This window comes from Qipengyuania sp. B-5 (assembly GCF_056857815.1).
In genome coordinates, this window is sequence record NZ_JBSXNU010000051.1 from 161310 (window position 1) to 179329 (window position 18020).

The window sequence follows — 18020 nt, forward strand, 5'->3', positions numbered from 1 at the left end:
CAATAATCGAACCAACAGAGGATCGCCCATGACCATTCGTCCCATCGCCATCGCCGCCACGCTACTTGCCGGTGTCTCGCTGTCCGCCACGGCGCAGGCTCGCCCGATGACGCCCGAAGATGTCGCCAAGCTCGAAAATGTCGGCACCATCGCGGTCTCGCCCGATGGCAGCCGCATCGCCTACACCACGGCCAGCCTGCCCGACATTACCGAAGGCGAAGAGAACGGCAGCACGCAGCAGCAGCTGAAGATGGCCTATGCGCCGATGAACGCGCGCGACTTCCTGCCCGAAGACATGAGCGTTTCGGGCGTGTCCTTCTCGCCCGATGGCCGCATGGTCAGCTTCGTCTGGGCCGATGAGGACGAAGATCGCGCAGTCTGGGGAATTCCGGTCGACGGCGGCGCGCAGCGGAAGCTCGCGGCAGTGAAGGATTCGAGCGTTCGCTCCTACGCCTGGGCACCCGACGGATCGCGCATCTGGATGCTCGCTTCTGCCGAAAAGGACAAAGCGCGCGAGAAGGAAAGCAAGGCCGGTTTCAACGCCATCGTCTATGAGGAAGAGGCACAGCTAAACCGCCTGTTCTCGGCCAGCGTCGGCACCGAAGTGGACGCCGATCCGCAGGCCGTCTCTATTCCTGGCTACGTCAGCGCGTTCAAGATCGCGCCGGGAGGGCAGACCGCCGTGGTCGACAGCGCGCCCACGCCGCAGATCGACGATGCCTATACCTCGAAGCGCGCGCATGTGATCGATCTTGCCAGCGGACAGGTGCTCCGCGTGGTCGAAACGCCCGGCAAGCTGGGCGATATCGAGGTTTCTCCCGATGGAAGCCAGCTTTCCATGATCGCGGGCGTCGATATCAACGATCCCGCCGACACCACCCTGCATCTCGTCGACGTCGCCAGCGGCAGCTACCGTGCGCTCAATGCCGGAGCGCCCGAAGCGGCAGTGGATGCCGAATGGCTCGCCGATGGCCGCCTGGCGGCAGTGATCCACAAGGGAGCGCAGAGCGCACTACGGATCTACAATTCCGATGGCACCGTAGCCGAGGAACATGACGGCGGCGCCCTGATCCTCACCAGTGTCGAGGCGGGCGGCAATACGCTGGCCGTCCAGGCAAACAGCCCGCGCCACCCGACCGAACTCTTCGTATGGAACAATGGCAGCTTCAGTCGCTGGACGCAGCACAACCCGTGGCTGTCCGAAATCGATTTCGGCGAACAGCGCACCTTCCGCTACACGGCGCGAGACGGTCAGGAAGTCGAAGGCGTCTTGATCGAGCCGGTCGGCGGAGTGCCGCGCGGCGGCGCGCCGCTGATCCTCAACGTCCATGGCGGCCCCGAAGCGCATGACAGCAACGGCTGGCAGACCGCCTATTCCAAGCCCGGCCAGGTCGCCGCAGGACAGGGCTATGCGGTCTTCCTGCCGAACTATCGCGGGTCGACCGGTTACGGCACGGCATTCTCCAAACAGCACACCGGCAATTACACCGATCCGGAATTCACCGATCTGGTCGATGCCAAGCGGGCACTGGTGTCGGAAGGCATCGCCGATCCCGATCGCACGGGCATCACCGGCGGCTCCTATGGCGGCTATGCCACCGGCTGGGGCGCGACCGCACTTAGCGACGAATTCGCGGCCGGTGTCATGTTCGTCGGCATCTCGAACCAGGTTTCCAAGTTCGGCACTACCGACATCCCCTATGAAATGTACAACGTCCACTCGCGCAAATGGCCCTGGGACGACTGGCAGGCGATGCTCGAGGTGAGCCCGATCTACCACGTCGACAAGGCCAATACGCCGCTGCTCATCATGCACGGGGCAGAAGACACCCGCGTTGCACCGAGCCAGAGCTACGAGCTCTATCGCTCGATGAAGGTGCGCAAGCCCGATGTGCCGGTGCGCCTCGTACTCTATCCGGGCGAAGGCCATGGCAACAGCAAGGCCGCCGCGCGTTACGATTACAATTTGCGCATGATGCGCTGGTTCGACACTTACCTGAAAACGGGCGACCGCGATGCGGAATTGCCCGACAGCCGGCCGGACCTTCCCGAAGGCACGACCGGGGCAGGCACTTCGGAAGACTGACCAAAACGAAGAGGGCGGCCTGCGGGCCGCCCTTTTCAGTTCAGCCCAGCGCCTGCCATTCGCGGATCGCCTCGAACGGCCAGATCAGCATGATCACGTTGAGCGTGAGATTGTCCCGGACCACCAGGGCCACGACAATTTCCATGATCACTGCCAGCGCGACAGTGACCCTTACGGGCAGTTTGAGAGCAAGCCAGAAACCCAGGCTCATCCAACCGAGATCCGCCATCGAATTGATGATGCTGTCACCCGAATAGCCCCAGTTGACCGTAACCGAACGGTATCGGTCGATTACCATGGGCGTATTCTCGATGATCTCCCAGGCCGCCTCGAGCGCGATTGCGAGCGTGAAGCTCCATTTCCCGGCCGACTTGCCGCCAAGACCAAACTTGGAAAACAACAGCCAGCCGAGGCCGTAGAACAGCATGCCATGGATGATATGGCTCGGCGTGTACCAGTCCGACAGGTGCTGGCTGTTGCCCGAGGAATTGATGTCTCCATACCACAGGCTGACATAGCCGCATTCGCAGATCGGCGGGCGGTCCATCGCAAAGAGGACCGCCAGAGTGACGAGCGACAGAAGGAGGGCGGCGACAATGGCCGCGCGGTGCGGGCTGAGCGAGTTGGCGGTCATGCCGCAAAGCTTGCGTTGCCGCGTGCGACCTCACAAGCTTGCGGCCGAAACTATCCGCTAGAAAGTGTAGCCAACGCCGAGCGCGACGAAATACTGATCATCGTCACCGCGAATGCTGGTGAACGGTGTGTCTGCCGCATCGCCGACCAGTTTCGACCAGCCGCCGATACCGATAACCGAGAGGCCTCCGTCGGTAACGTCGCCGCTGAGGTCATGCGCCAGCAACAGGTTGATCCCGTAGCTTTGCATCCCGCCCTCGGCCTGGAAGCCGGGTAGCTCTTGCCCATCGGGAAGCAGCGCATTGGTGGGCGGGACCGAGTAATAGTAATCGGCGAAATTATCGTCGATGAAGCTGGTGCTGAGCGACAGCGAGGCTGCAGTCGCGCGGCTGAGCGGCGTGAAATAGGTGACCGAAGGGCTGAGGACCCGGCCATCATGCGCGCCCGCCACGTCCCAGGTGGCGTCGAGGCTGAGGCTCAGGCTGTCGAAGGGGTTGAGCAGCTGCGGGAACTTGACGCCCACCGAACCGCCGAGTTCGACTGCACGGTCCAGCTCGCCATAGGCGGCGACCACATCGTCGTTGATGTCATCTGCATCGATGCGGTCGCTGCGCAGGCGGACCATCGGACCGGCAGAAAAAGAAATGCCCTCGTCCGCGTCGGGAATGAAGTCTATTGCGAGCCCCGCCGGGCGCGGGTTGATGTCGATCCCGCCAAGGGATCCCTGCACGATCGGCAGGATATTGACGTTGTAATCGTCGCTGCCGGAATAGCTGGCGTTATAGCCCACACCCACACCCACGCTTATATAATCGCCGTCGAATACGGTTTCGGGCGGCGCTGCGGGCAGCGAATCTTCGGCGTCCGCCTGCTGGGCGAATGCAGGCGCGGCAAGCGCGCAGGCGATAGTGGCTGCGACGGCAGACGCGAAACGGATCATGCAGATTTTACCTCATTTTACCTTTGGTTAGCAACGGACTGGCGACACCAACGTTCCTGAGCGAAGCTGAAAGGTCATTGCCGCCCTTGCCCCCTCTCCCTAAGCCCATCGGCGATGCAGCCGGATAAACTCGACATAGCCATTATCGGCGGCGGACTTGCAGGCGGGCTGATCGCATTGGCGATCCACCGCGCCGCGCCGCAGCGATCGCTCGGCCTGTTCGAGGCGGGTGCAAGCTATGGCGGCAATCACCGCTGGAGCTGGTTCGAGGAGGATCTGGGGCCCGCCGGCACCGCGCTTCTGGGCCCGTTCGAAAAGATGGAATGGACCGGCGGCAACGAAGTCCGCTTTCCTGCCCATTCCCGCCGCCTCTCCAGCAACTATCGCTCGCTGGACAGCCGTGATTTCGACGCGGGGCTGCGCAGGCATTTGCCGCAGAGTGCAATCCACACAGGCTGCCGCGCGCAGGGAATCGATACGCAGGGCGTTACGCTGGCCAGCGGCGAAAGGATCGCCGCCAGTGCCGTCATCGATTGCCGCGATGCAGGCCCCAGCGAACACCTGACCGGGGGCTGGCAGGTCTTTCTCGGCCAGCACCTGCGCACCGCAGCGCCGCACGGCGTGAACCGCCCGGTCATCATGGACGCGACCGTAGAGCAGCCGGGTGCCTATCGGTTCGTCTACCTCCTGCCGCTGAGCGCCACCGAGATCTTCGTCGAGGACACCTACTACGCGGACAGCCCGGATCTCGATACCGATCTCCTGCGCGGCCGCATCGCCGCCTATGCGCAGGCGCGGGGCTGGCAGGGCGAGACCCTCCACGAGGAAACCGGCGTACTGCCCGTAATTACCGGTGGGGATTTTGTCGCCTATCGCTCTTCGCTTTCCAGGGCAGGCGTTACTCTCGCCGGGGCCAAGGGCGGCTTCTTGCACCCGCTCACCAGCTACACCATGCCGATCGCAGTCGAGAATGCCCTCGCCATCGCCGAAGCGGCCCGCGGCGATCTCTCCAGGCTACCTGCATTCGTAGAGGCCCGCGCGCAGGCGCACTGGCGGCGCACCGCATTCTACCGCCTGCTGGGCAAGATGCTGTTCGAAGCGGCGGAACCGGCAGAGCGTTACCGCGTGTTTCAGCGCTTCTACCGCCTGCCCGAACCGCTCATCTCCCGTTTCTATGTGGCCAAGTCCACCACGCTCGACAAAATACGCATCCTCAGCGGCAAACCTCCCGTATCTGTAGGGCGAGCCATCAAGGCCCTGCTTGGCAAGGGAGCTCCGCTCGTCCAAGGACAACGACCATGAACGCGGAAACACGGCACCATTCGCTTGCGGCCGATTTGCCCGAAAGCCCCATGATCCCCGAACCCACCGGCAAGACCGCCTGCGTGATCGGTGCGGGCTTCGGGGGGCTGGCGCTGGCCATCCGCCTGCAATCGGCAGGCATCGCCACCACGGTCATCGAGGGGCGCGACAAGCCCGGCGGCCGCGCCTATCACTGGGAGCGCGACGGCTTCACCTTCGATGCCGGCCCCACCGTCATCACCGATCCCGATTGCCTGCGCGAGCTCTGGGCACTGACCGGCCACGACATGGCCGAGGATATCGAGATCATGCCGGTCATGCCCTTCTACCGGCTCAACTGGCCCGACGGCACGAATTTCGACTATTCGAACGACGAGGAACAGCTCTTCCGCGGCATTGCCGAACTCAACCCCGGCGATGTGGCTGGCTACCAGCGCTTCCTCGAATATGCCGAAGGCGTCTACGAGGAAGGCTACGTCAAGCTGGGCCACGTGCCCTTCCTCGACTTCAAGTCGATGATCAAGGCCGCCCCCGCGCTGGCGAAGAAACAGGCCTGGCGCAGCGTCTATTCGATGGTGGCGAGCTATGTCGAAAACGAAAAGCTGCGCGAGGCGCTGAGCTTCCACACACTGCTCGTAGGCGGCAATCCAATGAAGACCAGCAGCATCTACGCGCTGATCCACAAGCTGGAAAAGGATGGCGGCGTGTGGTGGGCCAAGGGCGGCACGAACCGCCTGATCGCCGCGATGGTTAGGCATCTGGAACGGATCGGCGGCACGGTGCGCATCGGCGATCCGGTGGTGCAGATCCACACGCTCGGCAACCATGCCAGCGAGGTCGAAACGCAGTCGGGCTACAAGGAGCGCTTCGACGCGGTCGCCAGCAATGCCGACATCATGCACAGCTACCGCGACCTGCTGGCCGGGACCAAGCGCGGCGCCAGCTATGCGAAAAGCCTGGCGCGCAAGAAGTTCTCCCCCAGCCTCTTCGTGGTGCACTTCGGGATCGAGGGCACCTGGCCCGGCATCCCGCACCACATGATCCTGTTCGGCCCGCGTTACAAAGGCCTCCTGGAGGACATTTACGACCACGGCGTTCTGCCGCAGGATTTCTCGGTCTATCTCCACCATCCCAGCGTGACCGATCCCAGCGTCGCGCCCGAAGGCATGAGCACCTTCTATGCGCTGGTTCCGGTCGCCCACATGGGCAAGCTGTCGGTCGATTGGGAAGAGGTGGGCCCGGTGCTCGAGCAGCGCATTCTCGACGAGGTGGAGCGGCGCCTGATCCCGGGCCTGCATGGCCGGATAAAGACCAAGTTCCACTATGCCCCGCGCGATTTCGCGCAGGACCTCAACGCGCACCAGGGCAGCGCCTTCAGCCTCGAACCGCTGCTGACGCAAAGCGCCTGGTTTCGCGGGCACAATCGCGACGACGTGCTGGACAATTTCTACCTCGTCGGGGCAGGGACGCATCCGGGCGCCGGCATCCCCGGCGTGGTCGGCAGCGCCAAGGCAACTGCAGGCCTGATGGTTGAAGATCTGGTGAAGTGACGCGATCTTGAGTTTAATCGACGCAGTAAACGAAAGTTGGGGATGGCTGGGACTTTCGGTGAGCCGGGTCCACGCCCAAAACCTCATGGGACACCTTGTGCTATCGGATGCACAGGATGCCTACTTTTATCTCGATCCAGACGGCATGCAGGTCATCGCTCTTGGAACCCGCGAAGATGCGCTGGCTCATCTCAAGGGTGAGGAAGCCAAGGAACTTTGGTCTGGGGGCAAACTTGTTGACGCCGCGCGCCAGAAGTTCGGTGACCCTCCACAGGGCTGTGTCTTTACACTAAAGCCACATGCAATGGTTGAAGGGCGATACGACATTGACGAGGTGTGTATCCTCCCATTGGACGAGCTCATTCGTTTTTCAGGTGACGTCGCCAGGCAGATTCACGATCTGCCCGATGGCTCTCAAATACAATTTGAAGTGACAGACTAGATGAAAAGACTGGCAGTTTATTGCGGCTCGGCATCGCCCGGGGATCCGCGTTATCTTGAACTCGCGCGCGATGTAGGCGCGGGGCTGGCGGAGCGCGGCATCGGCGTCGTCTATGGCGGCGGCAGGCTGGGCCTGATGGGCGCGGTCGCCAAGGGCGCGCTCGATGCGGGGGGCGAAGTCATCGGCGTCATTCCCGACGCGCTGGCCAATTCCGAAGTCGCCAACCACGATTGCACCGAGCTGCACACCGTCGGCGGGATGCATGAACGCAAGCAGAAATTCACCGACCTGTCCGACGGCTTCATCACCATTCCCGGCGGCGTGGGCACGATGGACGAGCTGTGGGAAGCGGTCAGCTGGGCGCAGCTCGGCTATCACACCAAGCCGGTGGGCCTGCTCAACGCCTTCGGCTTTTACGATCACCTGATCGCCTTCAACCGCCATATGGCGGAGGTCGGTTTCGTCCGCCCTGCGCATCAGGGGATAATTCTTTCCGAAGAGACGTTAAGCGCGTTGCTGGACAAAATGGAAAGCTATCGGCCACATACTCCGATCTTCCAGATGAAAGCGTCCGACCTCTGAACAAGCCCCGCCCCCTGACCACGCAGCATATGCGCCCCACCATCGCCAAGGCCGGCGGCGGGCGGGAACGCGCTTCGCTGGTGGCCAAGGCGCTGGAATCGATCGAGGTCGGCTCGCACAGCTTTTCCGCCGCATCCAAGCTGTTCGACCGCACGACGCGCGAACGCAGCTGGTTGCTCTATGCCTGGTGCCGCCGGTGCGACGATATCGCCGACAACCAGGACAAGGGCGGCCCGCTGGGCAACCAGGGCACGCCCAAGGAGGCCGAAGACAGGATCCAGGCCATCCGCGTGCTCACGCGCCGCGCGATCGACGAGCAGCCGACGGCCGACTTCGCCTTCGACGCTCTCGGCCTAGTCGCCGACGAATGCGGCCTGACCTACGCAATGGCCAATGACGTCATCGGTGGCTTCGCCATGGATGCGACCGGCTTCGCCCCCGGTAACGAGCGCGACCTGCTGCGCTATTGCTATCACGTGGCGGGCGCAGTCGGGATCATGATGGCGCACATCATGGGCGTCGATCCCGAAGACGGCGAAACGCTCGACCGGGCCAACGATCTCGGCATCGCCTTCCAGCTCGCCAATATCTCGCGCGACGTGGTGGAAGATGCGGCGGCCGGGCGGGTGTATATTCCTGCCGACTGGCTGGCCGAAGCGGGTCTCGCCCCCGGCGATCACGCGCTCCCTGAAAACCGTTTCGTCCTTGCCGGCGTCATGCCGCGCATGATTGCACTTATGGAAAAACACGAAGCGGCCGCAAGGCTGGGTACGAAGCGCCTGCGCTTCCGGTCGCGCTGGGCCGTGCTGGCGGCGGCGAATATATATGGTGCAATCGGGCGCAAGGTCCTGAGCCGCGGCCAGAAGGCGTGGGACAGGCGCGTCGTGGTGCGCGGCCCGGAAAAGCTGTGGCACGTCGCCGCGGCCTTTTTCCAGGCGGTGTGGAACCGCCCCCCCGGCCCGCAGGAACCGATTATCTGGTCCCGCCACGATTTCCGCCCGGTTGCCGGCTGGTAGCTTGAAGCGGCGCGGCGCTCGGGCTAGCGCAGCTTCATGATTTCAAAGCTCCTCATCGCCAATCGCGGCGAAATCGCCTGCCGCATCATCCGCACTGCGCGTGAAATGGGGATCGCCACCGTCGCCGTCTATTCCGATGCCGATGCCAAGGCGCTCCATGTGCGGCAAGCCGACGAGGCGGTTCATATCGGCCCCTCGCCCGCTGCCGAAAGCTATCTGGTGGGCGAGAAGATCATCGCCGCGGCGAAGCAGACCGGGGCGGAGGCGATCCATCCCGGCTACGGCTTCCTGTCGGAGAACGCCGGTTTCGCGCAGGCGGTGATCGACGCCGGGCTGATCTGGGTCGGCCCCAAGCCTGCCAGCATCGAGGCGATGGGCCTCAAGGATGCGGCCAAGAAGCTGATGCGCGAAGCGGGCGTGCCGGTGACGCCCGGTTACGAGGGCGAGGACCAGTCGGTAGAGCGCTTGAAACAAGAGGCCGACGCCATCGGCTATCCCGTCCTAATCAAGGCGGTCGCAGGCGGCGGCGGCAAGGGGATGCGCAAGGTCGATGCGGCGGCGGATTTCGAGGCCTCGCTGGAAAGCTGCCGCCGCGAGGCCAAGGCCAGCTTCTCCAACGACGAGGTGCTGCTCGAAAAGTGGATCACCTCGCCCCGCCATATCGAGGTGCAAATATTCGGCGACAGCCACGGCAATGTCGTCCACCTGTTCGAGCGCGATTGCTCGCTCCAGCGCCGCCACCAGAAGGTGATCGAGGAAGCCCCCGCCCCCGGCATGGACGAGGCCACCCGCGAGGAAATCTGCGCCGCCGCCGTGCGCGCGGCCAAGGCGGTCGACTACGAAGGCGCGGGCACGATCGAATTCATCGCCGATGCCAGCGAAGGCCTGCGCGCCGACCGCATCTTCTTCATGGAGATGAACACCCGGCTCCAGGTCGAACACCCGGTGACCGAGGAAATCACAGGGGTCGATCTGGTTGAATGGCAATTGCGCGTGGCGAGCGGAGATCCGATCCCGCTCACGCAGGACGAACTGTTCATCGACGGCCACGCCATCGAAGCGCGCCTTTACGCGGAAGACCCGGCAGGCGGCTTCCTGCCCTCGACCGGGCAGCTTGAGCATTTCGATCTCGGCGTGCAGGGCCGTATCGAAACCGGCGTCGAGGAAGGCGACATGATATCGCCTTTCTACGATCCGATGGTCGCCAAGCTGGTGGTCTGGGGCGAAACGCGCGGCGAGGCCATCGACCAGCTTGCCGAGATCGCCGAAGGCGTGGAAATCTGGCCGGTGAAGACCAATGCCGCCTTCATCGCCAACTGCCTGCTCGACGAGGATTTCGAGGACGCGAAGCTCGACACGGGCTTCATCGCGGACAAGATCGACACGCTCGTCTCCTCCGATGAGGCCGACGATGCAATCTGGCAGACCGCAGCGGATTTCATCGCCCTTGCCGAAAGCGAGGAATACGAGGACCTGCCCATTGGTCTGCGCCTCAACGCCCCGGGCGTGCTTGCGGCCACGCTCACGCACAAGGGCGAAACGCGCACGGTTTCCGCGGCCGGATCGACTGCCGAGACTGCGGCGACGGGTTTCGTAGATCCTGCGCGGGCAGTCGTCTTCGCCGACGGGCAAAGCTTCGTATTCGAGCGCCAGTCCCGCGGATCGGGTGCCGCCGCGGCAGGAGACGGCGCCATCCTCGCCCCCATGCCGGGCAAGGTCATCGCGGTCGATGTGGCCGAGGGCGACAGTGTCACCGCAGGCCAGCGCCTCATGGTGCTCGAAGCGATGAAAATGGAACACGCCCTCACCGCCCCCTTCGACGGCACCGTGACCGAACTTTCCGCCAGCGAAGGCGGGCAGGTCCAGGTCGAAGCGGTGCTCTGCGTGGTGGAGCCGCCCTCCGAATAAGCTCCGCCCGTTCGCCCCGAGCTTGTCGAAGGCCCGCTTTTTCTTCTAGCGATGGTCCCGAAGAAAAGGACGGGGCTTCGACAGGCTCAGCCCGAACGGAGATGGGGATGAGTTGGGAACACGAGCTCGAGGAACTGCGCCGCCGCGAAGCGCTGGCCGAACAGATGGGCGGCCCGGACAAGCTCGCCCGCCAGCATGCGCGCGGCAAGATGGATGCCCGCGCCCGGATTGCCGCGCTGGTCGATGAAGGTTCCTTCCGCGAAATCGGCAAGATCGCGGGCAAGGGGCACTATGACGAAGACGGCAATCTGGAATCCGTCACCCCCGCCCCCTTCCTCTTCGGCAAGGCCACGATCAACGGACGGCCGGTGGTCGCCACGGCGGATGATTTCACCATTCGCGGCGGTGCGGCGGATGCAGGGATCAGCCGCAAGATGGTGCAGGCCGAAAAAATGGCGCACGAGCTCAAGATGCCGCTCGTCCGTATGATCGACGGCACCGGTGGCGGCGGCTCGGTCAAGACGCTGGAGCAGATCGGCGCCACCTATATCCCCGCAGTGCCCGGCTGGGGCGATGTGGTTACGAACCTCGACACCGTGCCCGTGGTCGCCCTGGCGCTCGGCCCGACGGCGGGCCTCGGCGCGGCACGGACCGTCGCCAGCCATTACTCCGTGATGGTCAAGGGCCTCAGCCAGATCTTCGCCGCCGGTCCCGCCGTGGTCGACGGGCTGGGCGAAAGCTACAGGGGATCGGCCGATCACAACCAGGCCAAGGAGGACCTCGGCGGCAGCGCGATCCACACCCGCAACGGGGTGGTCGACGACGAGGTTGCGAGTGAAGCGGAGGCTTTTGCCCGCGCGCGGCATTTCCTCTCCTTCATGCCCGAGCATGTCGGCCAGCTCGCGAGGCGAGCCGAGTGCTTCGATCCTGTTCAGCGCCGCGATGAAGCGCTTGATTCACTGGTTCCGCGGAACACCAGGCAGGTCTATTCGATGCGCCGCGCGCTGGAGATGATCTTCGATTCCGGCACCGTGTTCGAGATCGGCCGCATGTGGGGACGCGCCTGCATCACCGCCCTCGCCCGCCTAGACGGCTGGCCGGTGATGGTTCTGGCCAGCGACCCGTCCTACCTTGGCGGGTCGTGGGAAGCGAAGACGAGCGAGAAGGCCGAACGCTTCGTGAAGCTGGCCGACCAGTTCCGCCTCCCCATCGTCCACCTCGTCGACAACCCCGGCTTCATGATCGGCCGCGAGGCCGAAATGGCCGGCACGATCCGCTACGGAGTGCAGGCAATGAACGCCATTTACCGGGCCAGCGTCCCGCTTGCCAGCGTGGTTCTGCGCCGCGCCTATGGCATTGCCGGGAGCGCGATGAGCAATGCGGAAAACTACCAATATCGCTTCTGCTGGCCCTCGGGCGACTGGGGCAGCCTGCCCATCGCAGGCGGCCTTGAGGTCGCCTACAAGTCCGAGCTGGAGGCGGCCGAAGACCCTGCCGCCGAACTGGAAGCGATACGCGCGCGGCTGGACAAGGTCACTTCGCCCTTCCGCAGCGCCGAGCGTTTCAATGTCGAAGACATCATCCAGCCGCGCGACACACGGCCCCTGCTCTGCGAGTTCGCCGCGCTTGCATGGCGCAAGCTGGAAAGCGAAGCCTAGTCTTCGTCCATCTTTTCGCCGAACAGTTCGCCGCGCTCGGAAAAGAGCACGAAGACCAGGCTGAGTACCGCAGTGGCCAGCAGGGCGGCGGCCAGCGGGCGCGCCGTGCCGTCGTACATATAGCCGATCCATGCGCCCAGCGCCGCCCCGCTTGTCATCCGCAGGAAGCCCTGCGCACTCGATGCCGCGCCCGCGATATGGCGGAAGGGCTGGAGCGCGATTGAACCGAAATTCGCACCGATGAAGCCCAGCAGGCTCATGTTTGCGGCCATCAGCGGCACGAAGGTCCACAGGCTCTCGTCCGGCTGGCTGGCGAACCAGAGCTGCGCGACGGCCACGGCGATGAAAGCGAACAACGCAGCATGGCTGACCCGGCGTGCACCGAAACGCTCCACGATGCGGCTGTTCGACCAGTTGGCCAGCGCCATACAGCCTGCGCAGATGGCGAAGATCAGCGGGAAGTCCTCGCCAGCGCCGAAGGCTTCGCCGATCAGCTGCTGGCTGGAGTTGATGAACCCGAACAATCCGCCGAAAACCAGTGCACTGCCCAGTGTGTAACCGATGGTCTCACGGAGCGTCACCGCGCTCTTCATATTGCGCGAAATGGTAGGCAGGTGGATGTCCTGCTTGTCTTCCTCGTGCAGCGTTTCGGGAAGGCGGAAATAGACCCATGCGGTCATCACCAGCCCCGCAACTGCCATGGCGACGAATATCCAGCGCCAATCGCCGAAGGCCACCAGCACGGCCTGCCCGATACTGGGCGCCACCGCGGGGACGAGCAGGAAGATCACGAAGATCAGGCTCATCATCCGTGCCATCTTGTCGCCGCCCACACGGTCGCGAATGATGGCGGGCGGCAGGGCAATGATGCCGGCCGCGAAGAAGCCCTGCGCGGCGCGCAGTATGACCAGAATGTCGAATGTCGTCGCCAGGGCGCAGGCGATGGAAAGAGCGATATAGAAGGCCAGCGCCACGAACAGCACGGGCCGCCTGCCATAGCGATCGGCAAAGGCACCGGGCACCAGCGTACCGAATCCGGCGGCAAGCAGGTACGCGCCGACCACGAACTGGCGGTCGTTACCCTGCGCCCCGAGATCGCCCGCCAGCGCGTCGAGCGCGGGCAGGATGGCATCGATGCCGAAGGCGTTGCATGCCATCAGCAGCGCCATCATCCAGATCAGTTCGCGTTCGCCGATCATCGGGCGTTTCGCCTTCTCGGGGAGCGGGCGGGTGGTCGAGCCGGTTCCGTGCTTCATGCGCTGGCCCGGGCTACGAATGGTTGATCCCCGCGCGTCCTTTCAAACCCGTGACCTTCCGGGAAACCCACGGAAAAACATGACTTTACGGAACCAAACGAAAGCGCACCTGTGACTTTTCGCGCAGGCGGGGGAGATGCTTCCACGGGGCGGCTAAAGGTAATGCGGAGGGGTGGGAGGGAAGACTCGGTCGCAATCATCGCCTGTGCGGTAGCGGGAAGCGTTGCATTAGGAAACGCTTTTATCGGGGGTCGTTCCGGCCCTATTTTACCTCGTGAAACCTTCCGACCGGACCCGAAAGCGTCTACATGATGACGATGCCAGAAAGACCGGAGGAGGAAGGCGGCGACGATGTGGAGGCCGATGGCCTGCGCAAGATCATCCATGTCGATATGGACGCCTTTTTCGCCAGCGTCGAACAACGCGACAATCCCGAACTGCGCGGCAAGCCGGTTGCCGTGGGCGGGTCGAGCGGGCGCGGCGTCGTAGCCGCTGCCAGCTACGAGGCACGCAAGTTCGGCGTGAAGAGCGCCATGCCCAGCGTTACGGCCAAGCGGCTCTGCCCCGATCTCATTTTCTGCAAGGGTCGGTTCGAGGCTTACCGCGAAGTCAGCCAGCAGATCCGCGCGATCTTCCGCCATCATACCGACCTCATCGAACCGCTGAGCCTCGACGAAGCCTATCTCGACGTGACCGAGGACAAGCTGGGCATCGGCAGCGCCACGCGGATTGCCGAGCTGATCCGGCAGGAAATTCGCGCCAAGACCAGGCTGACCGCGAGCGCAGGAGTGAGTTACAACAAGTTCCTCGCCAAGCTCGCCAGCGACCAGAATAAACCCGACGGGCTGTGCGTCATCCGTCCGGGCCAGGGGGCGGATTTCGTGCAATCGCTGCCTGTGCGGCGGTTCCACGGCGTGGGCCCCAAGGCGGAAGAGAAGATGACGCGGCTCGGCATTGCGACCGGAGCGGACCTCGCAGCGAAGGATATTGCATGGCTGCGCGCAAACTTCGGCAGCTTTGCCGACTATCTCTACCGCGCCGCGCGCGGCATCGACCTGAGGCCGGTGCGGCCGAGCCGTATCCGCAAGTCCGTCGGCGGCGAACGGACCTTCAGCCGCGACCTTTCCTCCGGCACCGAGCTGCGCGAAACGCTGGAGGACATTATCGAAATCGTCTGGGGCTATATCGAACGCGCCGAGGCCAGCGGTCGCACCGTGACACTGAAGATGAAATACACCGACTTCCAGATATTCAGCCGCGCGAAGACCGTCGACCGCCCGATAGCAAGCAGGGCTGAATTCGAAGCGATCGCCCGAAGCCTTCTCGAGGAAGTATTGCCGCTACCCATGCCGATCCGGCTGATGGGGCTGACGCTGTCGAAGCTGGACCGCGACGGCGCGGAGGAGCCGAAACGTCCCGACGCGCAGCTTTCGCTGCTCTAGCTTTTTCGGGCCTGCCACATCTTCAGCCGCGTGCGCGTGCGCGGGCTCAGCGGTTCGGGCAGCGAATGCGTGGGAAAGAAGCGTGCTTCGATCACTTCCCGACCGTCCGCTTCGGGCATATCGCTGATGACACCTTCGAACAGATGCGCCGTGTGCGGCGCGCCCGACAGCGTTTCCTCGAACGTACCGACAAGCTTCATCCCGTCGATCTCGCATCCGGTCTCTTCCAGCAGTTCGCGCCGGGCGGCCGCGTCGGGCGTTTCGCCATCTGCAATACCGCCGCCGGGAAAATACCATTGCTGCGGCCCGTAGCTATGCCGCACCAGCAATATCTGCCCCTCGAAATCGCGCCCCACCACGCTCACACCGTCGCGCGCCTTGCCGCTTACGCTTCGCATGCGTTCCCGGAGACGATAGGCGATCTTGAGGGCGAGCCGGTGCAGCGGCGCTGGGATCAGGTGAAGCATACCACAGGCTGTTTAGCGCCCGAAAGCAGCCTCGCAACCGGCAAATCGCTCTTCCCACCAACTGCTTCTTCGAACACTGCGCGCTTGTCGGCTCCGCGGATGACGAAGGCGATTGCATCGCTATCGAGCAGGGCGGGAAGCGTCAGGCTGATCCGGTCGAAGGGCGCTTCGGGCGGCAGGGGATCGGGCGTCAGGCGGATTATGCGGCGCTCCTCGTCCAGCTGCGGGTCGGTATTGGGAAAGAGCGAGGCGATATGCCCGTCCGCCCCCATCCCCAGCCATGCGAGATCGAAATGGGGTACCTGCTCCATGATGGTGAGGGTCACCACCTCGGCCCCCGCCGGTTCGAACAGGGCGCGCAGCTTGCCTGTGTTCGAGGCCTCGTGATCTTCGGGCACGATGCGGTCGTCACCCGGCCACACCACCAGCCGCGACCAGTCCAGTTCGGCTTCGAGCAGCTTGGCGATGATGGGGAACGGGGTCGATCCTCCCGGCACCGTTATCGTCACCGGCCCATCGCGGGATGAAAGAGCCCGTGCCAGCCGGTTCTCCAGCCATTTCGCAATATCCGCGTCGCTCGCGTCCTCGATGATCTCTACGTTTTCCATAATGGTCTCGATACAGCAAACCCGCCCACGGCCAAGCCGCAGACGGGTTGAATTGCTATGCGCGAAGGCGCCTACTTGCTGGTCTGGTTGAGGAACCAGATGCGTTCCTCGCACTGGTCGATCCAGTCGTCCACAATGCCGCTGGTGGCATTGTCACCGACGCTCTCGGCCTCTTCCTTTACGGACTGCAGACGGTCGTGCAGCTTCTTGTTGTCGTCGCGCAATTCCTTGACCATCGCATCTGCGGTCAGCGTGACATCGTCCTGATCCTTGATCTGCGACTTCTCCGCGACTGAGCCGATCGAGGTAAGAGTGTATTCGTCGTTCTTGCGCACACGCTCGCCGATATCATCGACGGTGCCGATCAACTGCGCGGCCTGCTCGTCGAACAGGACGTGAAGATCGCGAAACCGCGGCCCCGCGACGTGCCAGTGAAAATTCTTGGTCTTGAAGTAAAGCGCGACGGTATCCGCCAAGGCGCCGTTGAGCGCGGTGACGAGCCCCGATTTCGCGTTGTTACCGAGTTCGGCCATGATATTTTTCCCTTCTGTCTTGAAATCTCAACCAACCAACGTGCGAAAGGAGCACCGGTTTCGTGAAGGGTTTCGAGCGCTCTAATCGCCCTGGTCGATTAAAGCGGCCCCTATATTCGTCTATTGCGATTTTTTCGCAATTGCGTCACGCCGCCCACGGCCCGGTGATGGCGACCGTCCGGGTCGGTGCGTAAGCGTTGACGAAGAACCATTTGCCATCGGGCGAGAAACAGCCCCCAGCCAGTTCCGTCTGCAACCGCAGGCGGCCGAATACATAGGGATCGCCCGCAGGCGTGATCCCTATCAGCCGGTTGTCGACCACATCGGTATACTGATCCTCGCACACGATCAGGTGGCCGTTCGGACCGACCGTAAGATTGTCGCCGTAATTGAATTGCTCCTCGTTTTCGCTTTCGAAGAACAGTTCGATCTCGTCACCCTTGCCGCCGCGTCCGGGAATAAGCTTGAATATCTGGCCGAGCTTCTTCGCCCCGCCGCTGGTGGAGCAGATAAACATCTCGTCCGTCCCCATGTGGATGCCCTCGCCGCGTGCAATCAGCGCTGCACCCTGTGCTGCGGCCCGCTGGCGCAGATCGTCCTTCGGCGCTTCCACGTTATCGAGCGGGAACCACTCGACCGCGTAGCGCCGCCCGACCGGCATCACCGCGCCATCGTGATTGCGCGTGTCCGCCACGCCGACGATGCGCATCGCCTGCAACTCGCCGCCCCTGGCCAGGTCACCCGGCACTTTGGGGACAAAACGATAGAGCACCGAATCGTCGCGATCCTCAGTCTGGTAGACGAGCCCGGTCGCCGGATCGACACATGCCGCCTCGTGATTGAAGCGCCCCATCGCCTTGAGCGGAACCGGATCGACCAGACCCGGCGCGCTCGCGGGCACTTCGAAGGTCCAGCCGTGGTTCTGTTCCAGCCCCTCGCCATAACGCTGGCCCGGACCGGTCGGGGCTTCCTCGCAGGTCAGCCAGCTGCCCCAAGGTGTAACCCCGCCCGCACAGTTGCGGATGGTGCCGCCAAGGCTGCGGAATTCGCGTTTTTTGCGGAGCGTTGCCGCATCGAGCACGATGGTGGTGGTCCCTCCCGGCACGAATTCGCCATTGTGCTTGCCGAAGCCCTTCGCAAAGGCACCGCCCGCATCGTCGGTGGGGACCAGTTCGTGGTTGCGCACCAGAGCGATCTCGCCATTTGGCAGCGGCAGGCATCCCATTCCGTCCGCCTTGTCGGGCACCGTCCCGCCGTCGTTCATGGCGTCGCCGAGGCTGGACAGCAGGCGATAGGAGAAGCCTTCGGGAAGGTCGAGCAGGCCTTGCGGATCGGCAACCAGCGGCCCGTATCCGGCGAAATTGGAAGGCATCGCGCCCCGCGTCATGCACCCGCTCAGCGACAGCGCGGCAAAGGCGCTGGCAGTAGCGGACAGGAATTGGCGGCGGTGCAGTTCGGCGGTCATCTCACTCTCCATTGGCGCAGTGGCATGTCCATGCGATAGCAGCGTGTAAGATAAATGACAGCGGTCGCGGGAGAACCTGCAAAAACTCGCTGCGAGGTGGTGGAGGAAGTGATCGATGGGTTTCAATATCTT

16 protein-coding genes are annotated in these 18020 nt (G+C 63.6%); 9 read left to right on the top strand and 7 right to left on the bottom strand.

Annotated features, from left to right (window positions below; genetic code table 11):
- Positions 1 to 28 precede the first annotated feature (28 nt).
- The gene (locus AC13CE_RS11160; RefSeq protein ID WP_482972428.1) at positions 29 to 2086 is read left to right on the top strand and encodes a S9 family peptidase; all 2058 of its coding nucleotides are present in this window, start codon (positions 29 to 31) and stop codon (positions 2084 to 2086) included.
- Between the two features lie 40 nt (positions 2087 to 2126).
- On the opposite strand, the gene AC13CE_RS11165 is transcribed toward AC13CE_RS11160, so the two are convergent.
- Positions 2127 to 2720, bottom strand: coding sequence for a DUF2585 domain-containing protein (locus tag AC13CE_RS11165; RefSeq protein WP_482972429.1), 594 nt, complete (start codon positions 2718 to 2720; stop codon positions 2127 to 2129).
- Between the two features lie 57 nt (positions 2721 to 2777).
- The gene (locus tag AC13CE_RS11170; RefSeq protein ID WP_482972430.1) at positions 2778 to 3659 is read right to left on the bottom strand and encodes a MipA/OmpV family protein; all 882 of its coding nucleotides are present in this window, start codon (positions 3657 to 3659) and stop codon (positions 2778 to 2780) included.
- A gap of 114 nt (positions 3660 to 3773) precedes the next feature.
- Between AC13CE_RS11170 and crtY the strand changes: the two genes are divergently transcribed.
- From crtY to AC13CE_RS11205, 7 genes are all read left to right on the top strand, one after another.
- On the top strand, positions 3774 to 4961 hold the full coding sequence (crtY, locus tag AC13CE_RS11175) for a lycopene beta-cyclase CrtY (RefSeq protein ID WP_482972431.1): 1188 nt from the start codon (positions 3774 to 3776) through the stop codon (positions 4959 to 4961).
- Between the two features lie 50 nt (positions 4962 to 5011).
- The gene (locus AC13CE_RS11180) at positions 5012 to 6511 is read left to right on the top strand and encodes a phytoene desaturase (protein WP_482972469.1); all 1500 of its coding nucleotides are present in this window, start codon (positions 5012 to 5014) and stop codon (positions 6509 to 6511) included.
- Between the two features lie 7 nt (positions 6512 to 6518).
- Positions 6519 to 6953 (top strand): hypothetical protein, encoded by a 435-nt coding sequence (locus AC13CE_RS11185; RefSeq protein ID WP_482972432.1) that lies wholly within the window; start codon positions 6519 to 6521, stop codon positions 6951 to 6953.
- Positions 6954 to 7535: an LOG family protein gene (locus tag AC13CE_RS11190; RefSeq protein WP_221537872.1), complete on the top strand. Its 582-nt coding sequence runs from the start codon at positions 6954 to 6956 to the stop codon at positions 7533 to 7535.
- 29 nt (positions 7536 to 7564) lie between these two features.
- Entirely contained in the window at positions 7565 to 8551 is a 987-nt protein-coding gene (locus tag AC13CE_RS11195) for a phytoene/squalene synthase family protein (protein WP_482972433.1), read from the top strand.
- Positions 8552 to 8587: 36 nt separating this feature from the next.
- Positions 8588 to 10459: an acetyl/propionyl/methylcrotonyl-CoA carboxylase subunit alpha gene (locus AC13CE_RS11200; RefSeq protein WP_482972434.1), complete on the top strand. Its 1872-nt coding sequence runs from the start codon at positions 8588 to 8590 to the stop codon at positions 10457 to 10459.
- A gap of 107 nt (positions 10460 to 10566) precedes the next feature.
- Positions 10567 to 12117: an acyl-CoA carboxylase subunit beta gene (locus AC13CE_RS11205; protein ID WP_482972435.1), complete on the top strand. Its 1551-nt coding sequence runs from the start codon at positions 10567 to 10569 to the stop codon at positions 12115 to 12117.
- Here the strand turns inward: AC13CE_RS11205 and AC13CE_RS11210 are convergent.
- On the bottom strand, positions 12114 to 13373 hold the full coding sequence (locus tag AC13CE_RS11210; protein ID WP_482972436.1) for a multidrug effflux MFS transporter: 1260 nt from the start codon (positions 13371 to 13373) through the stop codon (positions 12114 to 12116). The two genes, AC13CE_RS11205 and AC13CE_RS11210, sit on opposite strands and share 4 nt — an antisense overlap.
- A 308-nt stretch (positions 13374 to 13681) precedes the next feature.
- Here AC13CE_RS11210 and dinB point away from each other — a divergent pair, with 308 nt between their 5' ends.
- Positions 13682 to 14815: a DNA polymerase IV gene (gene dinB / locus AC13CE_RS11215; RefSeq protein ID WP_482972437.1), complete on the top strand. Its 1134-nt coding sequence runs from the start codon at positions 13682 to 13684 to the stop codon at positions 14813 to 14815.
- Here dinB and AC13CE_RS11220 read toward each other — a convergent pair.
- The 4 genes from AC13CE_RS11220 to AC13CE_RS11235 all read right to left on the bottom strand — a co-directional run bounded on the left by AC13CE_RS11220 (position 14812) and on the right by AC13CE_RS11235 (position 17888).
- A complete protein-coding gene (locus tag AC13CE_RS11220; protein WP_221537877.1) occupies positions 14812 to 15282 on the bottom strand; it encodes an NUDIX domain-containing protein in 471 nt (156 codons plus the stop codon). The genes dinB and AC13CE_RS11220 overlap by 4 nt on opposite strands.
- Positions 15270 to 15890 (bottom strand): 6-phosphogluconolactonase, encoded by a 621-nt coding sequence (locus tag AC13CE_RS11225; protein ID WP_482972438.1) that lies wholly within the window; start codon positions 15888 to 15890, stop codon positions 15270 to 15272. Before AC13CE_RS11225 ends, AC13CE_RS11220 begins: the two co-directional genes overlap by 13 nt.
- A gap of 71 nt (positions 15891 to 15961) precedes the next feature.
- Positions 15962 to 16423 carry a Dps family protein gene (locus AC13CE_RS11230; RefSeq protein WP_482972439.1) on the bottom strand — a complete coding sequence of 154 codons (462 nt, stop codon included), beginning with the start codon at positions 16421 to 16423 and terminating at the stop codon, positions 15962 to 15964.
- Between the two features lie 145 nt (positions 16424 to 16568).
- A complete protein-coding gene (locus AC13CE_RS11235; protein ID WP_482972440.1) occupies positions 16569 to 17888 on the bottom strand; it encodes an alkaline phosphatase PhoX in 1320 nt (439 codons plus the stop codon).
- Positions 17889 to 18020: the final 132 nt, after the last annotated feature.

Coding starts and splice junctions, on each gene's coding strand:
- AC13CE_RS11160 (WP_482972428.1), top strand. CDS start 29: ATGACCATTCGTCCCATCGCCATCGCCGCCACGCTACTTGCCGGTGTC.
- AC13CE_RS11165 (WP_482972429.1), bottom strand. CDS start 2,720: ATGACCGCCAACTCGCTCAGCCCGCACCGCGCGGCCATTGTCGCCGCC.
- AC13CE_RS11170 (WP_482972430.1), bottom strand. CDS start 3,659: ATGATCCGTTTCGCGTCTGCCGTCGCAGCCACTATCGCCTGCGCGCTT.
- crtY (WP_482972431.1), top strand. CDS start 3,774: ATGCAGCCGGATAAACTCGACATAGCCATTATCGGCGGCGGACTTGCA.
- AC13CE_RS11180 (WP_482972469.1), top strand. CDS start 5,012: ATGATCCCCGAACCCACCGGCAAGACCGCCTGCGTGATCGGTGCGGGC.
- AC13CE_RS11190 (WP_221537872.1), top strand. CDS start 6,954: ATGAAAAGACTGGCAGTTTATTGCGGCTCGGCATCGCCCGGGGATCCG.
- AC13CE_RS11195 (WP_482972433.1), top strand. CDS start 7,565: ATGCGCCCCACCATCGCCAAGGCCGGCGGCGGGCGGGAACGCGCTTCG.
- AC13CE_RS11200 (WP_482972434.1), top strand. CDS start 8,588: ATGATTTCAAAGCTCCTCATCGCCAATCGCGGCGAAATCGCCTGCCGC.
- AC13CE_RS11205 (WP_482972435.1), top strand. CDS start 10,567: ATGAGTTGGGAACACGAGCTCGAGGAACTGCGCCGCCGCGAAGCGCTG.
- AC13CE_RS11210 (WP_482972436.1), bottom strand. CDS start 13,373: ATGAAGCACGGAACCGGCTCGACCACCCGCCCGCTCCCCGAGAAGGCG.
- dinB (WP_482972437.1), top strand. CDS start 13,682: ATGATGACGATGCCAGAAAGACCGGAGGAGGAAGGCGGCGACGATGTG.
- AC13CE_RS11220 (WP_221537877.1), bottom strand. CDS start 15,282: ATGCTTCACCTGATCCCAGCGCCGCTGCACCGGCTCGCCCTCAAGATC.
- AC13CE_RS11225 (WP_482972438.1), bottom strand. CDS start 15,890: ATGGAAAACGTAGAGATCATCGAGGACGCGAGCGACGCGGATATTGCG.
- AC13CE_RS11230 (WP_482972439.1), bottom strand. CDS start 16,423: ATGGCCGAACTCGGTAACAACGCGAAATCGGGGCTCGTCACCGCGCTC.
- AC13CE_RS11235 (WP_482972440.1), bottom strand. CDS start 17,888: ATGACCGCCGAACTGCACCGCCGCCAATTCCTGTCCGCTACTGCCAGC.